This window comes from Nakamurella alba, assembly GCF_009707545.1.
Taxonomy (GTDB): domain Bacteria; phylum Actinomycetota; class Actinomycetes; order Mycobacteriales; family Nakamurellaceae; genus Nakamurella; species Nakamurella alba.
In genome coordinates this window covers 391,676-407,780 of the sequence record NZ_WLYK01000008.1, presented here as the reverse complement: position 1 = coordinate 407,780, position 16,105 = coordinate 391,676, and the positions used below count along the sequence as shown (strand labels likewise).

Sequence of the window (16,105 nt, the reverse complement as noted above, 5' to 3'; positions counted from 1 at the left end):
GCCTGGTCAGGGCCGGTCGGGATCGCGGTCGGGGGCCGGGTCCGCGGCGAGGGCGGTCGGTGCCGACGAGAGGTGGTGGCGGGCGAAGGCCAGCGACTCCGCCAGGTCGATCACCCGTTGGTCGGCGGACCCGGTGCGGGTGGAGATCTCCACCACCACCGACCCGTCGAACCCGGAGTCGACCAGGGTGCGCAGCACCTCCGCGCACGGCTGGTTGCCGCGACCGGGCACCAGGTGCTCGTCCTTGGACGAGCCGGACCCGTCGGTCAGGTGCAGGTGCGCGAGCCCGGTCCCCATCCGGCGCAGCATGTCGAGGGCGTCGGACTGCGAGGTCGCGGTGTGCGAGAGGTCCAGCGTGAAGTACCGGTGGCCGGCCGGGATCGGGTCCCAGTGCGGGCGGTAGCTGTTGACCAGGCTGCCGGCGATCTTCACCGGGAACATGTTCTCCACTGCGATCCGCACCTCCGTGCGGGCCTGCAGCTCCGCCACCGCCTCGGTGAACCGCAGGGTCGCCGCCCGCTGCCAGACGAACGGCGGGTGCACGACGACCGCGGTGGCCCCGACCGCCTCCGCCAGGTCGATCGACCGGGTCAGTTTCACCAGCGGATCCGTCGACCACACCGCGGACGTGATCAGCAGGCACGGCGAGTGCACGGACAGCACCGGGACACCGTGTCGTTGCACGAGATCCTGCAGCGCGTCGGCACTCTGGCTCGCGATCTCGGTCTGCACCAGCACCTCGACGCCGTCGTACCCGGCCTCGGCGGCGAGCCGGAACGCGGTGGGCAGCGTCTCCGGGTAGACAGCGGCGGTCGACAGCCCCACCGGGATCGTCATGCCGCTCCTTCCACCTGTGACCAGGTTACCGGGAGGGTGATCGGCGACCGGGGTGGTGCGGGCGGGGTGCGATGTTCCCGCTGGAACGTCAGAAGCCGACCGCGCCTATGGCGGGTGACCTCCTTTCGGCAGATCGGACCTTTCACTGCGTCAGCGGCACGGGCCGAAATCCGCCGCCACGTCCGAATTCGGGACCGAAACCCTCGGCCCGCAGCGGAAAAGGTCCCCGATCCGCCACCGGTACCCGGCAGCAGCGCCCGACCACCGCCCCGGTCACCGCCGTCCAGGCAGCCGTGGAACTGCGCCACCTCGCGATCGCCGGCCGACCTGCCGACGTTCCCGCTGGAACGACCGCCGGCCGACCAGGCCGGCACAGGAGGCAAGGAAACGCCGAGGAATCAGGCTTCGAGCTTGTACCCCAACCCGCGCACGGTGAGCAGGTGGCGGGGGGCGGCGGGATCGGGCTCGATCTTGGCGCGGAGCCGCTTGACGTGGACGTCCAGGGTCTTGGTGTCGCCGACGTAGTCGCTACCCCAGACCCGGTCGATGAGCTGGCCGCGGGTGAGCACCCGGCCGGCGTTGCGCATCAGGTACTCGAGGAGGTCGAACTCCTTGAGCGGCATGGCGACCTGGTCACCGTGCACGGTCACGACGTGCCGCTCGACGTCCATCCGGACCGGCCCGGCGGCCAGCACCGACTCGATGGGCTCCTCCGGCTCGGCACCGCGCCGCAGCACCGCCCGGATCCGGGCGACGAGCTCGCGGGTGGAGTACGGCTTGGTCAGGTAGTCGTCGGCGCCGAGCTCCAGCCCGACCACCTTGTCGATCTCGGAGTCCCGCGCGGTCAGCATGATCACCGGCACCGAGCTGCGCACCCGCAGCTGCCGGCACACCTCGGTCCCGCTCATCCCGGGCAGCATCAGGTCGAGCAGCACGATGTCGGCGCCGTTGCGGTCGAACTCGGCCAACGCCTCGGTCCCGGTGGGCGCGATGGAGGTGGTGAAACCCTCCTTGCGGAGCAGGAAGGCGAGCGGATCCGCCATCGACTCCTCGTCCTCGACGATCAAGACCCTGGTCACTGGACTCCTCTGCTGGACGCATGCCGGCGCGGCGCGCCGGTCGGACGTTCGGTGCCGGGGCGACCGGCAGGTGGGGTGGACGACTCGACCGGCGGGGCCGGGCGGTACTGCGGCAGCCGGAGGGTGAAGGTCGAGCCCAGACCGGGCTTGGACCAGACCCGGGCCTCGCCGCCGTGGTTGGCCGCCACGTGTTTGACGATCGCCAGCCCGAGACCGGTGCCGCCGGTCGCCCTGGACCGGGCCTGGTCGACCCGGAAGAAGCGCTCGAACACCCGCTGCTGGTGCTCCGGGGCGATGCCGATCCCGCGGTCGGTCACCGATATCTCGACGACCGTCTCGCGCAGCACGCAACTGATCGACACCGAGGTGCCGGCCGGCGAGTAGTGCACGGCGTTGCTCATCAGGTTGGTCAGCGCGGTCAGCAGCATCGGGCGATCACCCATCACCAGCAGCCCGGTCTTCTCGCCGGTGACCAGGTCGATGCCGGCCGACTCGGCCAGGGTCGCGGTCCGGGCCACCGCCTCGGCGATCACCGCGTCCGCCTCGACCACGCTCAGGTCCGGCAGCGGGTCGGCACCCTGCAGCCGCGACAGCACGATCAGCTCGTTGACCAGCACCGACAGCCGGTTCGACTCGTGCACCAACCGCTGGGAGAACCGCTCGACCGACTCCGGGTCGTCGGCGGCATCGGTGACCGCCTCGGCGAGCAGCGAGATCGCCGCCACCGGGGTCTTCAGCTCGTGGGACACGTTGGCCACGAAGTCGCGGCGGACCGCCTCCAGCCGCAGCGTCTCGGTCTCGTCGGAGGCCGAGACCAGCACCAGCCCGTCACCCATCGACCGGAGAACGGCCTGCACGGACATCGGGTTCCGGCGCGGCCCGATCAGGTCCGGCGGCAGTTCCTGCGGCCCCAGCTCGACGTCCACCGGATCGGTGTGCACCACCGCCCGGGACACCGCCTCGCCGATCCGCCGGTCGATCAGCCCGGCGCGCACCAGCCCGAGCTCGTCGGCCCGCTCGTTGGCGTACAGGACGTGCCCGGCCTCGTCGAGCACCGCGTAACCGACCGTCGCGACATCGAGGGCGCGGCGCTCGACCAGCGGCGGCGGGGTGATCCGGGCGGCGCTGTCGGCGACCGGGATCCACCACCGGCGCCACATCGCGGAGAGCAGCAGACCGATCACGACGCCGCCCAGCAGGGCAACGGTCACGCCGATCCAGGACACGTCACGCATGGTAGGACGATGCGGACGGGGTCATCGGACCATCGGCGGCCCTGCGGCCCGCGGATTGGTCAGATCGACGCCCCGGGACCGCCCGGCGTTCACCCGCCGTTCACCACGGACGGCCTACCGGGGTCAGCGTCCCTGGTTGGCCACCGCGGCAGCTGCGGCGGCGGCCGCCTCAGGGTCCAGGTAGGTGCCGCCGGCGATCACCGGCTTGAGGTTCTCGTCGAGGTCGTAGCGCAGCGGCTGGCCGGTGGGGATGTTGACGGCGGCGATGCCCTCGTCGCTGATCCCGTCGAGCAGCTTGACCACGGCGCGCAGCGAGTTGCCGTGCGCGGCGACCAGCACGGTGCGGCCGGCGGCCAGGTCGTCGGCGATCGGCCCGCGCAGGTACGGCTCCAGCCGCACGACGACATCGGCCAGGCACTCGGTGACCGGGGCATCGGTGCCCAGATCCGCGTACCGCGGGTCACCGGCCTGCGAGTACTCGTTGGCCTCCGAGATCGGCGGCGGCGGGGTGTCGTAGGACCGGCGCCACAGTTGGAACTGCGCCTCGCCGTACTCCGCCAGGGTCTGCTTCTTGTCCTTGCCCTGCAGATCGCCGTAGTGCCGCTCGTTGAGCCGCCAGGTGCGCCGGACCGGGATCCAGTGCCGGTCGGCCGCGTCCAGCGCCAGGTTGGCGGTGGTGATCGCCCGGCGCAGCAGGGAGGTGTGCACGACGTCCGGCAGCAGGCCGTTCTCCTTCAGCAGCTCGCCGCCGTGGACCGCCTCGCCCTGGCCCTTCTCCGACAGCGGCACGTCCACCCAGCCGGTGAACAGGTTCAGCGAGTTCCAGGTGCTCTCGCCGTGGCGGAGCAGGATCAGCGTCGAGGTCATGGGGGACATGATGCCGCACCGGCCCGACGTCCCCGCCGGGCCGGTGCGGACACCTCAGTCCTTGGGATCGACGGGGGCGCTGACCACTGCCGGCGGACCGGCGATCGGCCGCTTCATCCGGCGGCGCACCAGCAGGGCGATGACCGCAAGGACCAGCACCACCGGGATGAACGGCAGCACCGCGCCGAGGATCGCCAGGCAGACCTTGGCGAACGACTTGAACGCCGTCCACCCGTCGGACAGGCCACTGGTGAACCCGGTCGATTCGGCCGGGGGCGGCGGCGGGGCGGCGGCCGCCGGGACGCCGACGATCCGGCCCTGCAGCACCACCGTGATGGTGGACAGGCCGACCTGCCCGGACAGCGAGGCCAGTTGCCGCTGCAGGGATTCCAGTTCGCCCTCGCGCTTGGAGAGCTCGGCCTCCAGGGCCACCACGTCCTTGAGCGCGGTGGCCTCGGTGAGCAGCGCGCGCACCCGGACGACGCTGGCCTCCATCGTCTCGAGACGGCTGTCGATGTCGATCATCTGCGAGGTGACGTCCTCGGCCTTCTCCTGCCGGGCGGTGATCGCACCGATGTCGGCCAGCGAGGTCATCACCGACTCGTAGCCGTCGGCCGGGATCCGCAGCGTGTAGGTGCTGACCTTCCCCTTGCTGTCCGACGCCGAGACGTACCCGGTGGACCCGGCCAGCGCCCGCACCTTCAGGCCGGCTTCGTCGAGCGCGGTGGTCAGCGCCTCGTTGTCGGCCGTCGCACCGTTGCCGGTGGTCTTCACGTCGATCCCCACCGTGACCGACGCGGTCCGGATCACCTGCCGGTCGTCGACCGGCACCACCGGCTCCGGCGCCCCGGCCCCGCCCCCACCGCCTGACGCGGAGCTGCCGGAATCGCTCTCCGCAGAGGCCGCGGCGGAGCTCGCCGCGGACGTCGCGCCACCGGCCGCCGTGGCGGCGTCCCGGGCCTGCGGTGCCGCGGAGGTCGCAGCGCCCGCCGAGCTGTCGGACCCGGTCGTGCAGCCCACCCCCAGCACCGCCACCAGCAACAACCCCGACGCGGCCACGGCCCGCCTGACGAAGATCCCCATCCTGATGTCTCCTGCCCTGTCCCGACACACCCGGCAGCGGGCCGGCGTTCACCCGCATCGAGGGCAGGACGGAAACACCGTGATCGCGGGATGCACGGGCGGGATCACGGTCCGGTCACGATCCGCGGTGCCGAGCAGCCGGTGGCGTCGGGCGGCAAGGTGTCGGCGGTCGGGGTTCGGTTCGGGTTCCCATCGGTGCCGTTCAGCCGCGGACACCGCGGCCCGACGGCGCCAATCGAAGCGCGACGGTGATCCGGAACCCCCCACGCGGTGGTTGGTCCGGCGGGAGCGACCCGATCCGTGCCGTTCCGCCGCGGAAAGCGCGGTGCGACGGCGCGGATCGAAGCGCCTCAGTGGTCCCCACAGCTCCGGGCGGGTGGGCCGACAAGCTCAGACCAGGTGGCGGAAGGCCTCGAGGTTCTTGACCGACTGGCCACGGGAGGTGCGCCAGGCCCACTCACGGCGGATGGCTTCGGCGAACCCGCGCTCCAGGATCTGGTTGAAGTCCTCGTCGGCGGTGCTCAGCAGCACCCCGAGCACGGTGTCCAGTTCGGCCTCCAGCGTCTGCGGGGTCATCGCGGACAGGCCCAGCCGGCCGACCAGGTGGATGTCGCCGTCGGCGTCCAACGCATAGGCGACGGTGCGCAGCCGGGTGTTGCGGCGCAGCAGGAAACTGTGCACCCCGTCAGCGTTCTCGTCCGGCCGGCGGCAGACGAACGACTCGATCAGCAGCTCATGGGTGCCGACGATGACCCAGACCAGCGTCCGGTACCGCCGCTCGCCCGGCAGCGTCACCAGGAACGCGTCGTCGCCCTCGGCCCGGAAATCCACCTCCAGCGCGGTCAGCGCCGCCTCGACCGCCGCGCCGTCCACCTTCCCCGACGACACCGACCCGGACGCCCCCGACACCGCAGAACTCCCCGCGTGCCCGTTGGAAGCCGCACCGTTGTCCGTCATCGCCCCACCACCGCGGGCGTGCCGGCCAGTGCCGACCGATACGACTCGAGCAGACCGTCCACGGTGACCTCCCAGGAGAAACGTGCGGCGTGTGCCGGCGCCGCTGCCGACAAGCGTTCCCGCAGCACGGGATCCAATGCCACGGATTCGAGAGCATCGGCCCAGTCGTCGATGTCGTGCCCGCGGACCAACAGGCCGGTCATCCGGTCCCGCACCGCCACCGGCAGCCCGCCGACCGCGGCGGCGACCACCGGGGCGCCGCAGGCCTGCGCCTCCAGCGCCACCAGCCCGAAGGACTCGTTGTAGCTCGGCACCGCGACCACGTCGGCCGCGCGGAACACCTGGGCCAGCCGTTCCGGCGCCGCCGGTGCCCGCAGGTCCATCAGCCCGGTGATGCCGAGGTCCGCGGCGAGCTCCGAGAGTCCGTGCGGCGCCTGCCGTCCCGTGCCGGACACACCACCCACGATCACCACCCGCCACCGCCGGTCCGGGTGCCGGTGGGCCAGCACCGCAGCAGCCCGGACCAGCACGTCCGGGGCCTTGAGCGGCTGGATCCGGCCGGCGAAGGCCAGCACCAGTTCGTCGGCGCCGATGCCGAGCTCGGCCCTGGCGGCCAGCCGGTCACCCGGCGAGAACACGTCGGTGTCCACCCCGGGCGCCACCACGTCGACCTTCTCCGGCGCCGCCCCGTACAGCTCCATCAGCTGCGTGGCCTCGACGTCGGTGTTGGCGATCAGCCGGTCGGCCTCGACGACCACCTGCTCCTCGCCGATCAGCCGGCCCTTCGGCTCCGGCGCGTCGCCGGCCGCGAGCGCAATGTTCTTGACCTTGGCCAGGGTGTGCGCGGAGTGCACGAGCGGCACCCCCCACCGGTCCCGCAGCAGGTAGCCGACCTGGCCGGACAGCCAGTAGTGGGAGTGCACGAGGTCGTAGAAGCCGGGCTCCTGCCGGGCCTCGGCACGCAGTGCGCCCGCGGTGAAGGAGCACAGTTGACCGGGCAGGTCCTCCTTGTCCAGGCCCTCGAACGGCCCGGCGATGACGTGCCGCACGGTGACCCCGGGCCAGGCCGGCTCCACCGGCAGCTGCCCGGAGGAGGTGGCCCGGGTGAAGATCTCCACCTCGATACCGCGCTGCGCCAGCCGGCGGGCGGTCTGCGCGACATAGACGTTCATCCCGCCGGCGTCGCCGGTACCCGGCTGGGCCAGCGGTGAGGTGTGCAGGCTGACCACGGCCAGCCGGCGCACCTGCGGAACTCCCATGCCCGCACGGTACCCATCCGGCGCGCGGTCACCGACGCCCGAGGGGTCGGCGGCCGGCGTCACATCGCCGAGCGGGACTTCCACTCCTCGGCGCTGAAGATCCAGTCGTAGAGGGCATCGCCCTCGCCCATGGCCGGGCCGCCGGTGTTGCTGACCACCACCGGGTCGCCGTACATCGCCGAGTTGTAGTAGTTCTGCGCGTCCGGCTCGTTCATGTTCACGCAGCCGTGCGAGACGTTCTCCTTGCCGAAAGCAGCCTTGGCGGCGAGGTTCTGGTGGATGAACTCACCGTTGTTGTTGATCCGGACCGCCCATTTCTGCAGCGAGTTGCAGTAGTCGAACTGCTGGTTGCACATCTTGTACTCGGGGTGCTTGGCGGTCACCACGTGCACGCCGGTGACCGTGGCGCGGCCGGGTACGGAGTCCTTGCCGTAGGAGACGGCGTAGTTCTTCTGGATCTGCCCGTTGACCATGACCAGCAGGTGGAAGGTGGAAGCGTCGGCCAGCACGATCTGCTGGTCCTTGCGGATCTTGAAGTTCTTGATCAGGTCGCTCTGGCCCCACAGGTTGCCGCCGTAGTTGACACCCTTGAGCTTGAGGTCGACCCGGACCACGGTGCCCGCCGGCCAGTACGGCACGCCCTCGTAGGCGCCGGTGGACTTGGTCGGCCGCCAGTGCACCTGCGACTGCAGGCTGCCGAGCTTCTGGAAGTCCTCGTCCTGCACCCAGGCCCAGTTGCCCTCGACCTTGTCGCCGGCCGAGGTGGTCACCTGCAGCGCGGCCTCGACGTCGGCCTTGTTGGTGACCTGGCCGAGGAAGGTCACGATGATCGGCGCCGCGATGCCGACCTCGCCGCCGTTGGGGATGTTGACCTGCACGCCGAGCTTGCCCGCCGGGATCACCGTGGCGAAGCTGCTGCTGACCTGGGCGGCGCTGCCGTCCAGGTTCGAGGTGGCGATGGCGTCGATCGTGTAGGTGGTGCCGAACTCCAGCCGCTCGTTCGAGGTCCAGGTGGTCTTGTCCTCGTTCAGCGCGCCGGTGATCGTGGACCCGTCGTCGCCCGTCAGCGCCAGCTCGGTGATCTTGGCGGCGAACACGCTGATCACCACCGGCTCGTTGGGGCCGATGCCCTTGGCCTTGTCCAGCGGCTTGAGCGTCCACTTCACCGCCGACCCGGTGGCGGTCGGGGTGGTCACCTCACCCGAGGGCGAGGGATCCGAGGAGGAGACGACCGGAGCCGACGTGGTCGGGGTGTCCAGCCCAGGTACACCCACCTGCGTCGTCGCCGGGGCGTTCTGCGCCGGCACCGTGACGGTGACGACCTCCTGGTCCGCCTCGGTCGACGCACCACAGGCGCTGACCACCAGCGACAGCACCGCCACCGCACCCAGCCACCGCGACGCCCGGCCGATCCGTCCGCTGCTCAACACTCGCACCCTCATGACTCCTTCACCCGCTGACACCGCCCCCGCGCACCGTGCACCTGCTCGACGGCGGCGCGGCGGAGATCCCGCCGTTCACCGGCAGGACACCGCATCAAAGGTAAGGCCTACCGGTGAAGTCGGTGTTCCGCGCCGGACACGACGCGGTCTCGAAGCGTGCGGTCAGCCGGCCCCGAAGCCGATCAGAGAGTGACGCCGACCAGGATCGGCTCGGGGTGCAGCTCGACGCCGAACGCGGCGAGCACGCCGTCCCGGATCTCCCGGGCCAGCACGAGCAGATCGGCGGTGGAGCCGGCGCCGCGGTTGGTCAGCGCGAGCGTGTGCTTGCCGGACACCGCGACCCGGCCACCCGGGCCTTCAAACCCCTTGTGGAACCCGGCCCTCTCGATCAGCCAGGCCGCGGACAGCTTGACCAGCTCGCCGTCCTCGCCCGCCGGGTACCGCGGGTAGCTCGTGTCCGGGCCGCAGCGGTCCCGGATCCGGGCGTCCACCTGCCCGGCGGCGGCCGGATCCAGGATGGGGTTGGTGAAGAACGAACCGGCACTGCGGGTGTCGGCATCGGTGGGGTCGAGCACCATGCCCTTGGACCGGCGCAGCTCCAGCACGGCCGTCCGCACCTCAGCCTCCGGCGCGGTCTCCCCGACCTGCACGCCCAGCACCCGGGCCAGCTCGGCGTACCGGACCGGTTGCGGATCCGCGGGCAGCCGGAAGGTCACCGCGGTCACCACGTGCCGGGCGCTGCCGCGGAGCACCGAGGTGCGGTAGCCGAGGCCCAGCTGTGCCGCCGGCACGGCGGTGATCGCGCCGGTGACCCGGTCGAACAGCGTCACCTCGTGCAGCAGGTCGCCGACCTCGGTGCCGTAGGCGCCGACGTTCTGCACCGGGGTGGCGCCGGTGGACCCGGGGATCCCGGAGAGCGGGCCGAGGCCGCAGCGGCCGGCCGCCACCAGTTCAGCGACGGCGGTGTCCCAGTCCACGCCGGCGCCGATGGTCACCAGGTCGCCGTCGATCCGCAGCCCGGGGATCGCGATGCGCACCACGGTGAGGTCGACACCCGCGTCGGCGATCACCAGGTTCGAACCGCCGCCCAGCACCAGCAGGTCGTCCCGGCCGACGATCGCGGCCAGGTCCGCCGGCGACTGCACGGTGATCAGGCCGCGGCAGGGTCCGCCCAGCCCGAGCGTGGTGAACCCGGACAGGTCCGGACCGGTGGTCGGGGGCAGGTGCGGCACCGGGCAAGGGTAGAGGCTCGGTAGGTTGGGGCTGTCCCGATCGCCGTCCGAAGGAGAAGCCCCCGTGCCCAGTCCGCTGAAGGTCAGCCACTCCCTGCCGGGTGCGCCCGCCGCGGTGTACGCCCTGCTGACCGACCGGGATTTCCAGGAGGGCCGGCTGACCGAGACCGGTGGCAACGACCCGCAGGTGGTCGACCTGAGCACCACCGACGGGAAGACCACGATCGTCACCCGGCAGTCGATCCCGGCCTCGGTGCTGCCGTCGATGGTGGCGTCGATGATCCCGGGCGACCCGGTCACCGAGCGCACCGAGGTGTGGGCGGCCGACGGCGACGGCTATACCGCCACGTTCTCCGTGGTGGTCAAGGGTGCCCCGGCCTCGCTGAAGGGCACGATGACGCTGAGCGCCGACGGCGAGGGCTCGACGCTGGCCGTCGACGGCTCCGCCGTCGTGCCGATCCCGCTGTTCGGCAGCAAGGTCGAGGCGATCATCGTCGAGCAGGTCGGCGCACTGCTGGACAGCGAGGCGGCCTACACCGCCGCGCGTCTCTGACTCCGACACCAACGAATCACCCGGCGTCCGGGCAGGAGGGGCAGTGGCCGAACGGCAGTACGTGCTGACCCTGGCCTGCCCGGACAGCACCGGGATCGTGGCCCGGATCTCCACCTTCCTGGCGGACCTGGGCGGCTGGATCCTGGAGGCCGGCTACCACTCGGAGACCGCGACCGGCCGCTTCTACACCCGGCAGGCGGTCCGGGCCTCGTCGCTGACCATCGGCATCGACGAGCTGCGCGAGCGGTTCGGGGTGATCGCCGGTGAGCTGGCCGCCGAGCGGTGGGCGTTGACCGACACCGCGGTGCCCAAGCGTGCGGTACTGCTCGTCTCCACCGAAGGCCACTGCCTCTACGAACTGCTCTCCCGCTGGCACGCCGGGATGCTCGGTGCCGACGTCACGACGGTGATCGGCAACCATCCGGTGCTGGCGCCGGTCGCCGAGATGTACGGCATCCCGTTCGTGCACGTCCCGGTGCCGGCCGGTGACCCGGCGGGGAAGTCTGCGGCCTTCGAGCGGATCCGCGAGCTGGTGGACGCGCAGGAACCGGACGCGATCGTGCTGGCCCGGTTCATGCAGGTGGTGCCGCCGAAGCTATGCGAGCGGTGGACCGGACGGCTGCTCAACATCCATCACGGGTTCCTGCCGTCGTTCAAGGGCGCCAGGCCCTACCACCAGGCCTACGACCGCGGCGTGAAGATGGTCGGTGCCACCTGTCACTACGTCACACCGGACCTGGACGACGGCCCGATCATCGAGCAGGACGTGGTCCGGATCGACCACACCAGCTCCGCCGCCGATCTGGCGATGCGCGGCCGGGACATCGAGAAGGCCGTGCTGGCAAGGGGTCTGCAGTACCACCTGCAGGACCGGGTGCTGCTGGACGGTCACCGCACCGTCGTCTTCGCCTGAGCCCGATCAGCGGCGCCTGCACCCGGCCACCCCGGGGACGGCGGAAAGTTCGGCGATCGCGGAATGCGACGATGGGACCGGATGGTTGACCCCGAGGATGGAGGTGGCGGAATGACTGCCGAACCCGGCGACCTGTACGAGCTGCACCTCGAGGTCCCGCAGCTCGACGAACTGAACGAGCCGGTGCTCGTGCACGCCCTGGACGGGTATGTGGACGCGGGCTCGGGCGTGTCCCTGGCCGTGGCGCACCTGCTGGAGAAGCTGCCGCACACGGTGATCGCGACGTTCGACGTCGACCAGCTGCTGGACTACCGGTCGCGCCGCCCCACGCTCACCTTCAGCCGCAACGCCTTCACCGACTACGAGACCCCGCAGCTGGTGATCCACCACGTCACCGACGAGGCCGGTGTCCCGTTCCTGCTGCTCACCGGCCCGGAGCCGGACGTGCTGTGGGAGCGGTTCGTCAGCGCGGTCGGGCAGATCGTCGACCGGTTCGCCGTGCGGCTGACCGTCGGCCTGATGGCGATCCCGATGGCCGTCCCGCACACCCGGCCCACCGGGATGTCGGTCCACGCCACCCGCTCCGACCTGTTGCCGCCGGACCAGCAGGACTGGGTCGGCACGGTGCAGGTCCCCGGGCACGCGACCGGGCTGCTGGAGTTCCGCTTCGGCCAGGAGGGCCGGGATGCGATCGGCTTCGCCGCCCATGTGCCGCACTACGTCGCCCGCTCCGAGTTCCCGGAGACCGCCCGGCAGCTGATCCAGGCGCTGTCCGACACCTCCGGCCTGCTGCTGCCGACCGCGGGCCTGGACGAGGAGGCCGCGAAGGTGCAGCTGCAGCTGGCCGAGCAGCTGCGCGACAACCCCGAGGTGGCGCAGGTCGTCGAGGCGCTGGAGCAGCAGTACGACACCTTCGTCTCGGCCACCGGCCGCGGCCTGCTGGCCCGTTCCGCCCCGCTGCCCACCGCCGACGAGCTCGGCGCGCAGTTCGAGGCGTTCCTGGCCGAGCGGGACACCCGCGGCTGAGTCACGTCCGGGCCACGGCCCGGCCCGCAGAAGTGCGCCGGGTGATCTGCGGCGTCCTGGTAGGTGACCGGCCCACCGCTGGGTAGTCTGCCGCTTTGTGACGCAGAACGTCGGGCGCATCATCTTCCCGGAACGCGACCGCGGTCCGGTGCGGGCGATCAGCATCCGGATCGCGATCGCGCTGCTGTGCGTGGTGGTGACGGCGACCGTCGTCTACATCGAGCGGGACGGCTACCGCGATGTCGAGGACACGGTCGACACCTGGCTGGACGCCTTCTACTACGCGACCGTCACCCTCTCCACCACCGGCTACGGCGACATCACCCCGCTGTCCGACTCCGCCCGGCTGACGAACATCCTGCTCATCACGCCGCTCCGGTTCCTCTTCCTGATCGTGCTGGTCGGCACCACCATCGAGGTGCTGACCGAGCGCAGCCGGCAGCAGTTCCGCTACCACCGCTGGAAGGCACGCGTGAAGAAGCACACCGTCGTCATCGGTTTCGGCACCAAGGGCCGCTCGGCGGCGCAGGCGCTCATCGACCAGGGCTACCCCGCCGACCACATCATCGTCGTCGACACCAACGGCGGGAACGTGAAGACCGCGACCGCGATGGGCTGCATCGGGGTGCTCGGCGACGCCCGGCGTGAGGAGGTGCTGCGGCAGGCCGCGGTGCCCGGTGCGCAGCGGGTGGTCGTGGCCGCCGACCGGGACGACACCAACGTGCTGGTCACCCTGACCGCCCGCCGGCTGGCCCCGCACGCCACGATCGCCGCGGCGGCCCGCGAGGAGCAGAACATCGGGGTGCTCCGGCAGGGCGGCGCCGACGTGGTCATCCCGACCGCGGAGTCGGCGGGCCGGCTGCTCGGGCTGTCGATCGCCGCGCCCAACGCCGGCGAGCTGATCGAGGACCTGCTCGAGCCGGTCGCCGGCCTGCAGATCACCGAGCGGGTGGTCCGGCCGGAGGACGTCGGCCTCTCCCCCGCCCGGCTCACCGCGCAGGGCGAGATCGTACTGACAGTGATCCGCAACGGCGTCTCGCACCGCTTCGACTCCGGCGGGGTCAAGGTGTTCCAGCCCGGCGACGTCATCGTGGTGATCTCGTCGAAGGACCAGAAGTAGGGCTGTGAGCCGCCGTCGTCGACGGCCAAGTCGCTCCGGGGCCGGCGAACGGGCTGAGCCGCCGGACCACTGAGTAGCGGTCCCTGGAGCTACACGGAGCGTCGCTGGAAGGACCGGGAAGGTTCAGGGCCCTGACCCGGCCGCCGGGCGCTGATCGAACGAACGGTCCCGGTCCTTGTACCTACAAGGAGCGTCGGTGGAAGGACCCGGAACGTCCGGGCACCTGACCTGGCCGCCCGGGGGCCGATCGAGCGGACGCCCCGCGCTCAGGCGGCGGGCATCAGTCGGATCGAGCGCAGCATGTCGGCGAGCACCGGCAGGTCGTCGTCCCGGCCGGGGGCCGTGCTCGCGGAGACCGCGAAGAGCCGGCGGGCGGAGGCGCTGATCCAGGCGCGCACCTGGGACACCGACGGCTCGTCGCCGCAGTAGGTCAGCGCGGTGACCGCGGTGTCGTCGTGCAGATCGAAGTCCTCGCGGCCGATCTCGCGGTAGCCGGGCACCGCACCGGCCAGCAGCTCGACCTCGCGGCCGAGGAACCGCCGGTGCCAGCTGATCCCGTCGGCCGCCTCGGACGTCACGGTGAAGGTGGTGCGGCGGCCCCGCGGGTCCGGCGGGCCGATCAGCCGCAGCGACTCGGGGCTGCGGTGCACGGCCCATCCGGCCGGCGCGACGAGGCTGACGCCGAGCTCGCGGTCGCCGAAGAACACCGGGCGCGCGGTGCGGCCGCGGCGGTCGTGCCCGCGGCTGGTGAGGAACCGGGCGGAGTCCAGCGCCCGGTGGAACTCGGGCAGCTGCTCGTGGACGTGCTCGTCGCCGGAGAGGAACGCCAGCGTGTGCACGGCACCGCCGAACGTCACCGCCGCCAGCACGATCACCGCGCCGGGGCCGGACACCTCGTCGGCCGGCAGCGCATCGGCGGGGTCCGGCAGGCCGTCCGGGTACCGCAGGTGCACACCGGTCACCACGGCACCGTCGATCACCCGCTCGAAGGGCTCGAACGGCTCGCCGCCCATCGCGGCCAGCGTGCGCAGCACCGAGCCGGCGGCGCCGGCCTCGTGCTCGGCGGGCACCTTCGCAACCCGGTCGATCTCCAGTCGTGCGGTCACCGCACCGTCGACGCCGTACCGCACATAGCCGGCGGCGGCGAGTTCCTGGCCGGGCAGCTGGTCGGCGCCCAACGGCAGCTCCACGAACCCGGTCGGCAGCTCCAGCTGCACGCCCACGGCCAGGGCGTGGAACAGCATCGGTCGGTCGGTCGCGGTGGTCATCGCGACCTCCGGGGTGCCGGCGCGGGGGCGACGGTCCGTGGGGTCGTGCGGGACACGGATACCTCACTTCGCAGGGTCTCTGCGTTGCGCTGCGACGAGGGCAGGAGCACGGCAGTTCGGGTGGTGCGCTTCTCGCCGGACGGGGTCCGGATGGTGCGTGAACTCCGGGTACATCCGACTGCATGGACCCGGACCTCCATGGTAAGCACGTGACCCGGCGTGACGGGGTCGACCGATCGGTGATGGATCGGCACCCTTTCCGGTGGTCCTGCACGGCCGGATCGCGCCGTCGGAGTGCCGATCGGACACTTGCGGTAGCGAATTCGCCGGATTCGGCCGGATCGACGTCCCGGACGGGTGATGCCCGCGGCCGTCCGGGTTCTGCCGGAGGGGCGTGCGACTCCGTCTGGCGGGCAGGCGATCCCGGCCCGTTGATGATCAACAGGATGCACTCGCGCGCGTTCCGGTGCTGGGCCTCCCGGAGTCCACGCCACCCCAAAGGGTGTCGGCGGCGGTGGCTGGTGACGGGAGAACCACGGTGCGTCACCGGGTTCCGGTGCGCCATCGGTGTCGCAGCGTAGGTCCGGACGGATGTTCCGTCCCGCGGAGACCTGCAAGGGAGCCCGATGGCACCGTCCCGGCCCGGCTGCCCCGGCCCGACTGTCCTACCCGGCGACCTGGGCGGCCCTCCGGGGTCGTCGCCGCTGCGACCGTCAGCCGCGCACCGCGATCGTCAGCCGCCCGCTGCGACCGTCACACGTCCGCGCGGTCCGGCGCGGCCAGCGCGTCGAGCTCGCCGCCACCGCGGGACAGCACCTCGCGGATCCACGGCGACCACCGCTCGTGCGCGGACTGCCGGGACACCCCCGCCGCCCGGCCGACCAGCTCCCAGGTGACCCCCCAGCGACGCAGCGCCAGCACGTCCCACCGCGCGTCCAGCCCGGCCTGCAGGGTGAGGCGCAGCGCCAGCAGCTGCCGGGCCCGCTCGTACCGGCCACCGTCGTCGGCGACCGCCTCGTGCTCCGGGGTGCCGGGCACCGGCCGCGGCCCGAGCAGGGCGTCAACCTGCCGGTTCACCTCGGCCAGCGCGACCGCCTGCACCTCGCCGGCGCCGTCGCCCACACCGACGGTCAGGGCACGTTCGATCAGCTTGTCCATACCCGTCAGGATCACCCTGACACGTCACCTTGTCAAGGTAACCCTGACAAGCCCGGTGACTGCCCGCGGTGGGAGG

Annotated in this window: 15 protein-coding genes; 4 read left to right on the top strand and 11 right to left on the bottom strand. The window is 71.8% G+C overall.

Translation table 11 applies throughout. The features are described from left to right. Window positions 1-6 precede the first annotated feature (6 nt). The 9 genes from GIS00_RS19635 to GIS00_RS19595 all read right to left on the bottom strand — a co-directional run bounded on the left by GIS00_RS19635 (window position 7) and on the right by GIS00_RS19595 (window position 9,991). Window positions 7-837 (bottom strand): sugar phosphate isomerase/epimerase family protein, encoded by an 831-nt coding sequence (locus tag GIS00_RS19635; protein WP_154770114.1) that lies wholly within the window; start codon window positions 835-837, stop codon window positions 7-9. A 398-nt stretch (window positions 838-1,235) separates the two neighbouring features. After that, window positions 1,236-1,916, bottom strand: a complete 681-nt coding sequence (locus tag GIS00_RS19630; protein ID WP_322098175.1) for a response regulator transcription factor — start codon at window positions 1,914-1,916, stop codon at window positions 1,236-1,238. Next, complete coding sequence (locus tag GIS00_RS19625) at window positions 1,913-3,151, bottom strand: sensor histidine kinase (protein ID WP_230313809.1); 1,239 nt, start codon at window positions 3,149-3,151, stop codon at window positions 1,913-1,915. Before GIS00_RS19625 ends, GIS00_RS19630 begins: the two co-directional genes overlap by 4 nt. Before the next feature lie 123 nt (window positions 3,152-3,274). After that, complete coding sequence (locus GIS00_RS19620) at window positions 3,275-4,018, bottom strand: phosphoglyceromutase (RefSeq protein WP_230313808.1); 744 nt, start codon at window positions 4,016-4,018, stop codon at window positions 3,275-3,277. Between the two features lie 54 nt (window positions 4,019-4,072). Continuing rightward, a complete protein-coding gene (locus GIS00_RS19615) occupies window positions 4,073-5,101 on the bottom strand; it encodes a DUF4349 domain-containing protein (RefSeq protein ID WP_154770112.1) in 1,029 nt (342 codons plus the stop codon). A 390-nt stretch (window positions 5,102-5,491) separates the two neighbouring features. Continuing rightward, entirely contained in the window at window positions 5,492-6,058 is a 567-nt protein-coding gene (locus GIS00_RS19610; protein ID WP_154770111.1) for a type III secretion system chaperone family protein, read from the bottom strand. Continuing rightward, complete coding sequence (gene mshA / locus GIS00_RS19605; RefSeq protein WP_154770110.1) at window positions 6,055-7,317, bottom strand: D-inositol-3-phosphate glycosyltransferase; 1,263 nt, start codon at window positions 7,315-7,317, stop codon at window positions 6,055-6,057. The genes GIS00_RS19610 and mshA overlap by 4 nt, the downstream gene beginning before the upstream one ends. Before the next feature lie 59 nt (window positions 7,318-7,376). Continuing rightward, on the bottom strand, window positions 7,377-8,753 hold the full coding sequence (locus GIS00_RS19600) for a L,D-transpeptidase (protein WP_322098173.1): 1,377 nt from the start codon (window positions 8,751-8,753) through the stop codon (window positions 7,377-7,379). Between the two features lie 188 nt (window positions 8,754-8,941). Then, complete coding sequence (locus GIS00_RS19595) at window positions 8,942-9,991, bottom strand: UDP-N-acetylmuramate dehydrogenase (protein ID WP_322098172.1); 1,050 nt, start codon at window positions 9,989-9,991, stop codon at window positions 8,942-8,944. A 64-nt stretch (window positions 9,992-10,055) separates the two neighbouring features. Between GIS00_RS19595 and GIS00_RS19590 the strand changes: the two genes are divergently transcribed. The 4 genes from GIS00_RS19590 to GIS00_RS19575 all read left to right on the top strand — a co-directional run bounded on the left by GIS00_RS19590 (window position 10,056) and on the right by GIS00_RS19575 (window position 13,603). Further along, entirely contained in the window at window positions 10,056-10,544 is a 489-nt protein-coding gene (locus tag GIS00_RS19590) for a DUF2505 domain-containing protein (RefSeq protein ID WP_196073367.1), read from the top strand. A 43-nt stretch (window positions 10,545-10,587) separates the two neighbouring features. Next, entirely contained in the window at window positions 10,588-11,457 is an 870-nt protein-coding gene (purU, locus tag GIS00_RS19585; protein WP_322098171.1) for a formyltetrahydrofolate deformylase, read from the top strand. Between the two features lie 111 nt (window positions 11,458-11,568). Continuing rightward, a complete protein-coding gene (locus GIS00_RS19580) occupies window positions 11,569-12,483 on the top strand; it encodes a PAC2 family protein (protein WP_154770107.1) in 915 nt (304 codons plus the stop codon). A 97-nt stretch (window positions 12,484-12,580) separates the two neighbouring features. Continuing rightward, entirely contained in the window at window positions 12,581-13,603 is a 1,023-nt protein-coding gene (locus GIS00_RS19575) for a potassium channel family protein (protein ID WP_154770106.1), read from the top strand. A 266-nt stretch (window positions 13,604-13,869) separates the two neighbouring features. On the opposite strand, the gene GIS00_RS19570 is transcribed toward GIS00_RS19575, so the two are convergent. Then, a complete protein-coding gene (locus tag GIS00_RS19570) occupies window positions 13,870-14,871 on the bottom strand; it encodes a hypothetical protein (protein ID WP_154770105.1) in 1,002 nt (333 codons plus the stop codon). A gap of 753 nt (window positions 14,872-15,624) precedes the next feature. After that, window positions 15,625-16,044 (bottom strand): hypothetical protein, encoded by a 420-nt coding sequence (locus tag GIS00_RS19565; RefSeq protein WP_154770104.1) that lies wholly within the window; start codon window positions 16,042-16,044, stop codon window positions 15,625-15,627. Window positions 16,045-16,105 lie beyond the last annotated feature (61 nt).

Bases quoted from the DNA above. Each gene is read 5' to 3' on its own strand.
- GIS00_RS19625 (WP_230313809.1), bottom strand. From the start codon at position 3,151: ATGCGTGACGTGTCCTGGATCGGCGTGACCGTTGCCCTGCTGGGCGGC.
- GIS00_RS19580 (WP_154770107.1), top strand. From the start codon at position 11,569: ATGACTGCCGAACCCGGCGACCTGTACGAGCTGCACCTCGAGGTCCCG.
- mshA (WP_154770110.1), bottom strand. From the start codon at position 7,317: ATGGGAGTTCCGCAGGTGCGCCGGCTGGCCGTGGTCAGCCTGCACACC.
- GIS00_RS19610 (WP_154770111.1), bottom strand. From the start codon at position 6,058: ATGACGGACAACGGTGCGGCTTCCAACGGGCACGCGGGGAGTTCTGCG.
- GIS00_RS19620 (WP_230313808.1), bottom strand. From the start codon at position 4,018: ATGACCTCGACGCTGATCCTGCTCCGCCACGGCGAGAGCACCTGGAAC.
- GIS00_RS19570 (WP_154770105.1), bottom strand. From the start codon at position 14,871: ATGACCACCGCGACCGACCGACCGATGCTGTTCCACGCCCTGGCCGTG.
- GIS00_RS19635 (WP_154770114.1), bottom strand. From the start codon at position 837: ATGACGATCCCGGTGGGGCTGTCGACCGCCGCTGTCTACCCGGAGACG.
- GIS00_RS19615 (WP_154770112.1), bottom strand. From the start codon at position 5,101: ATGGGGATCTTCGTCAGGCGGGCCGTGGCCGCGTCGGGGTTGTTGCTG.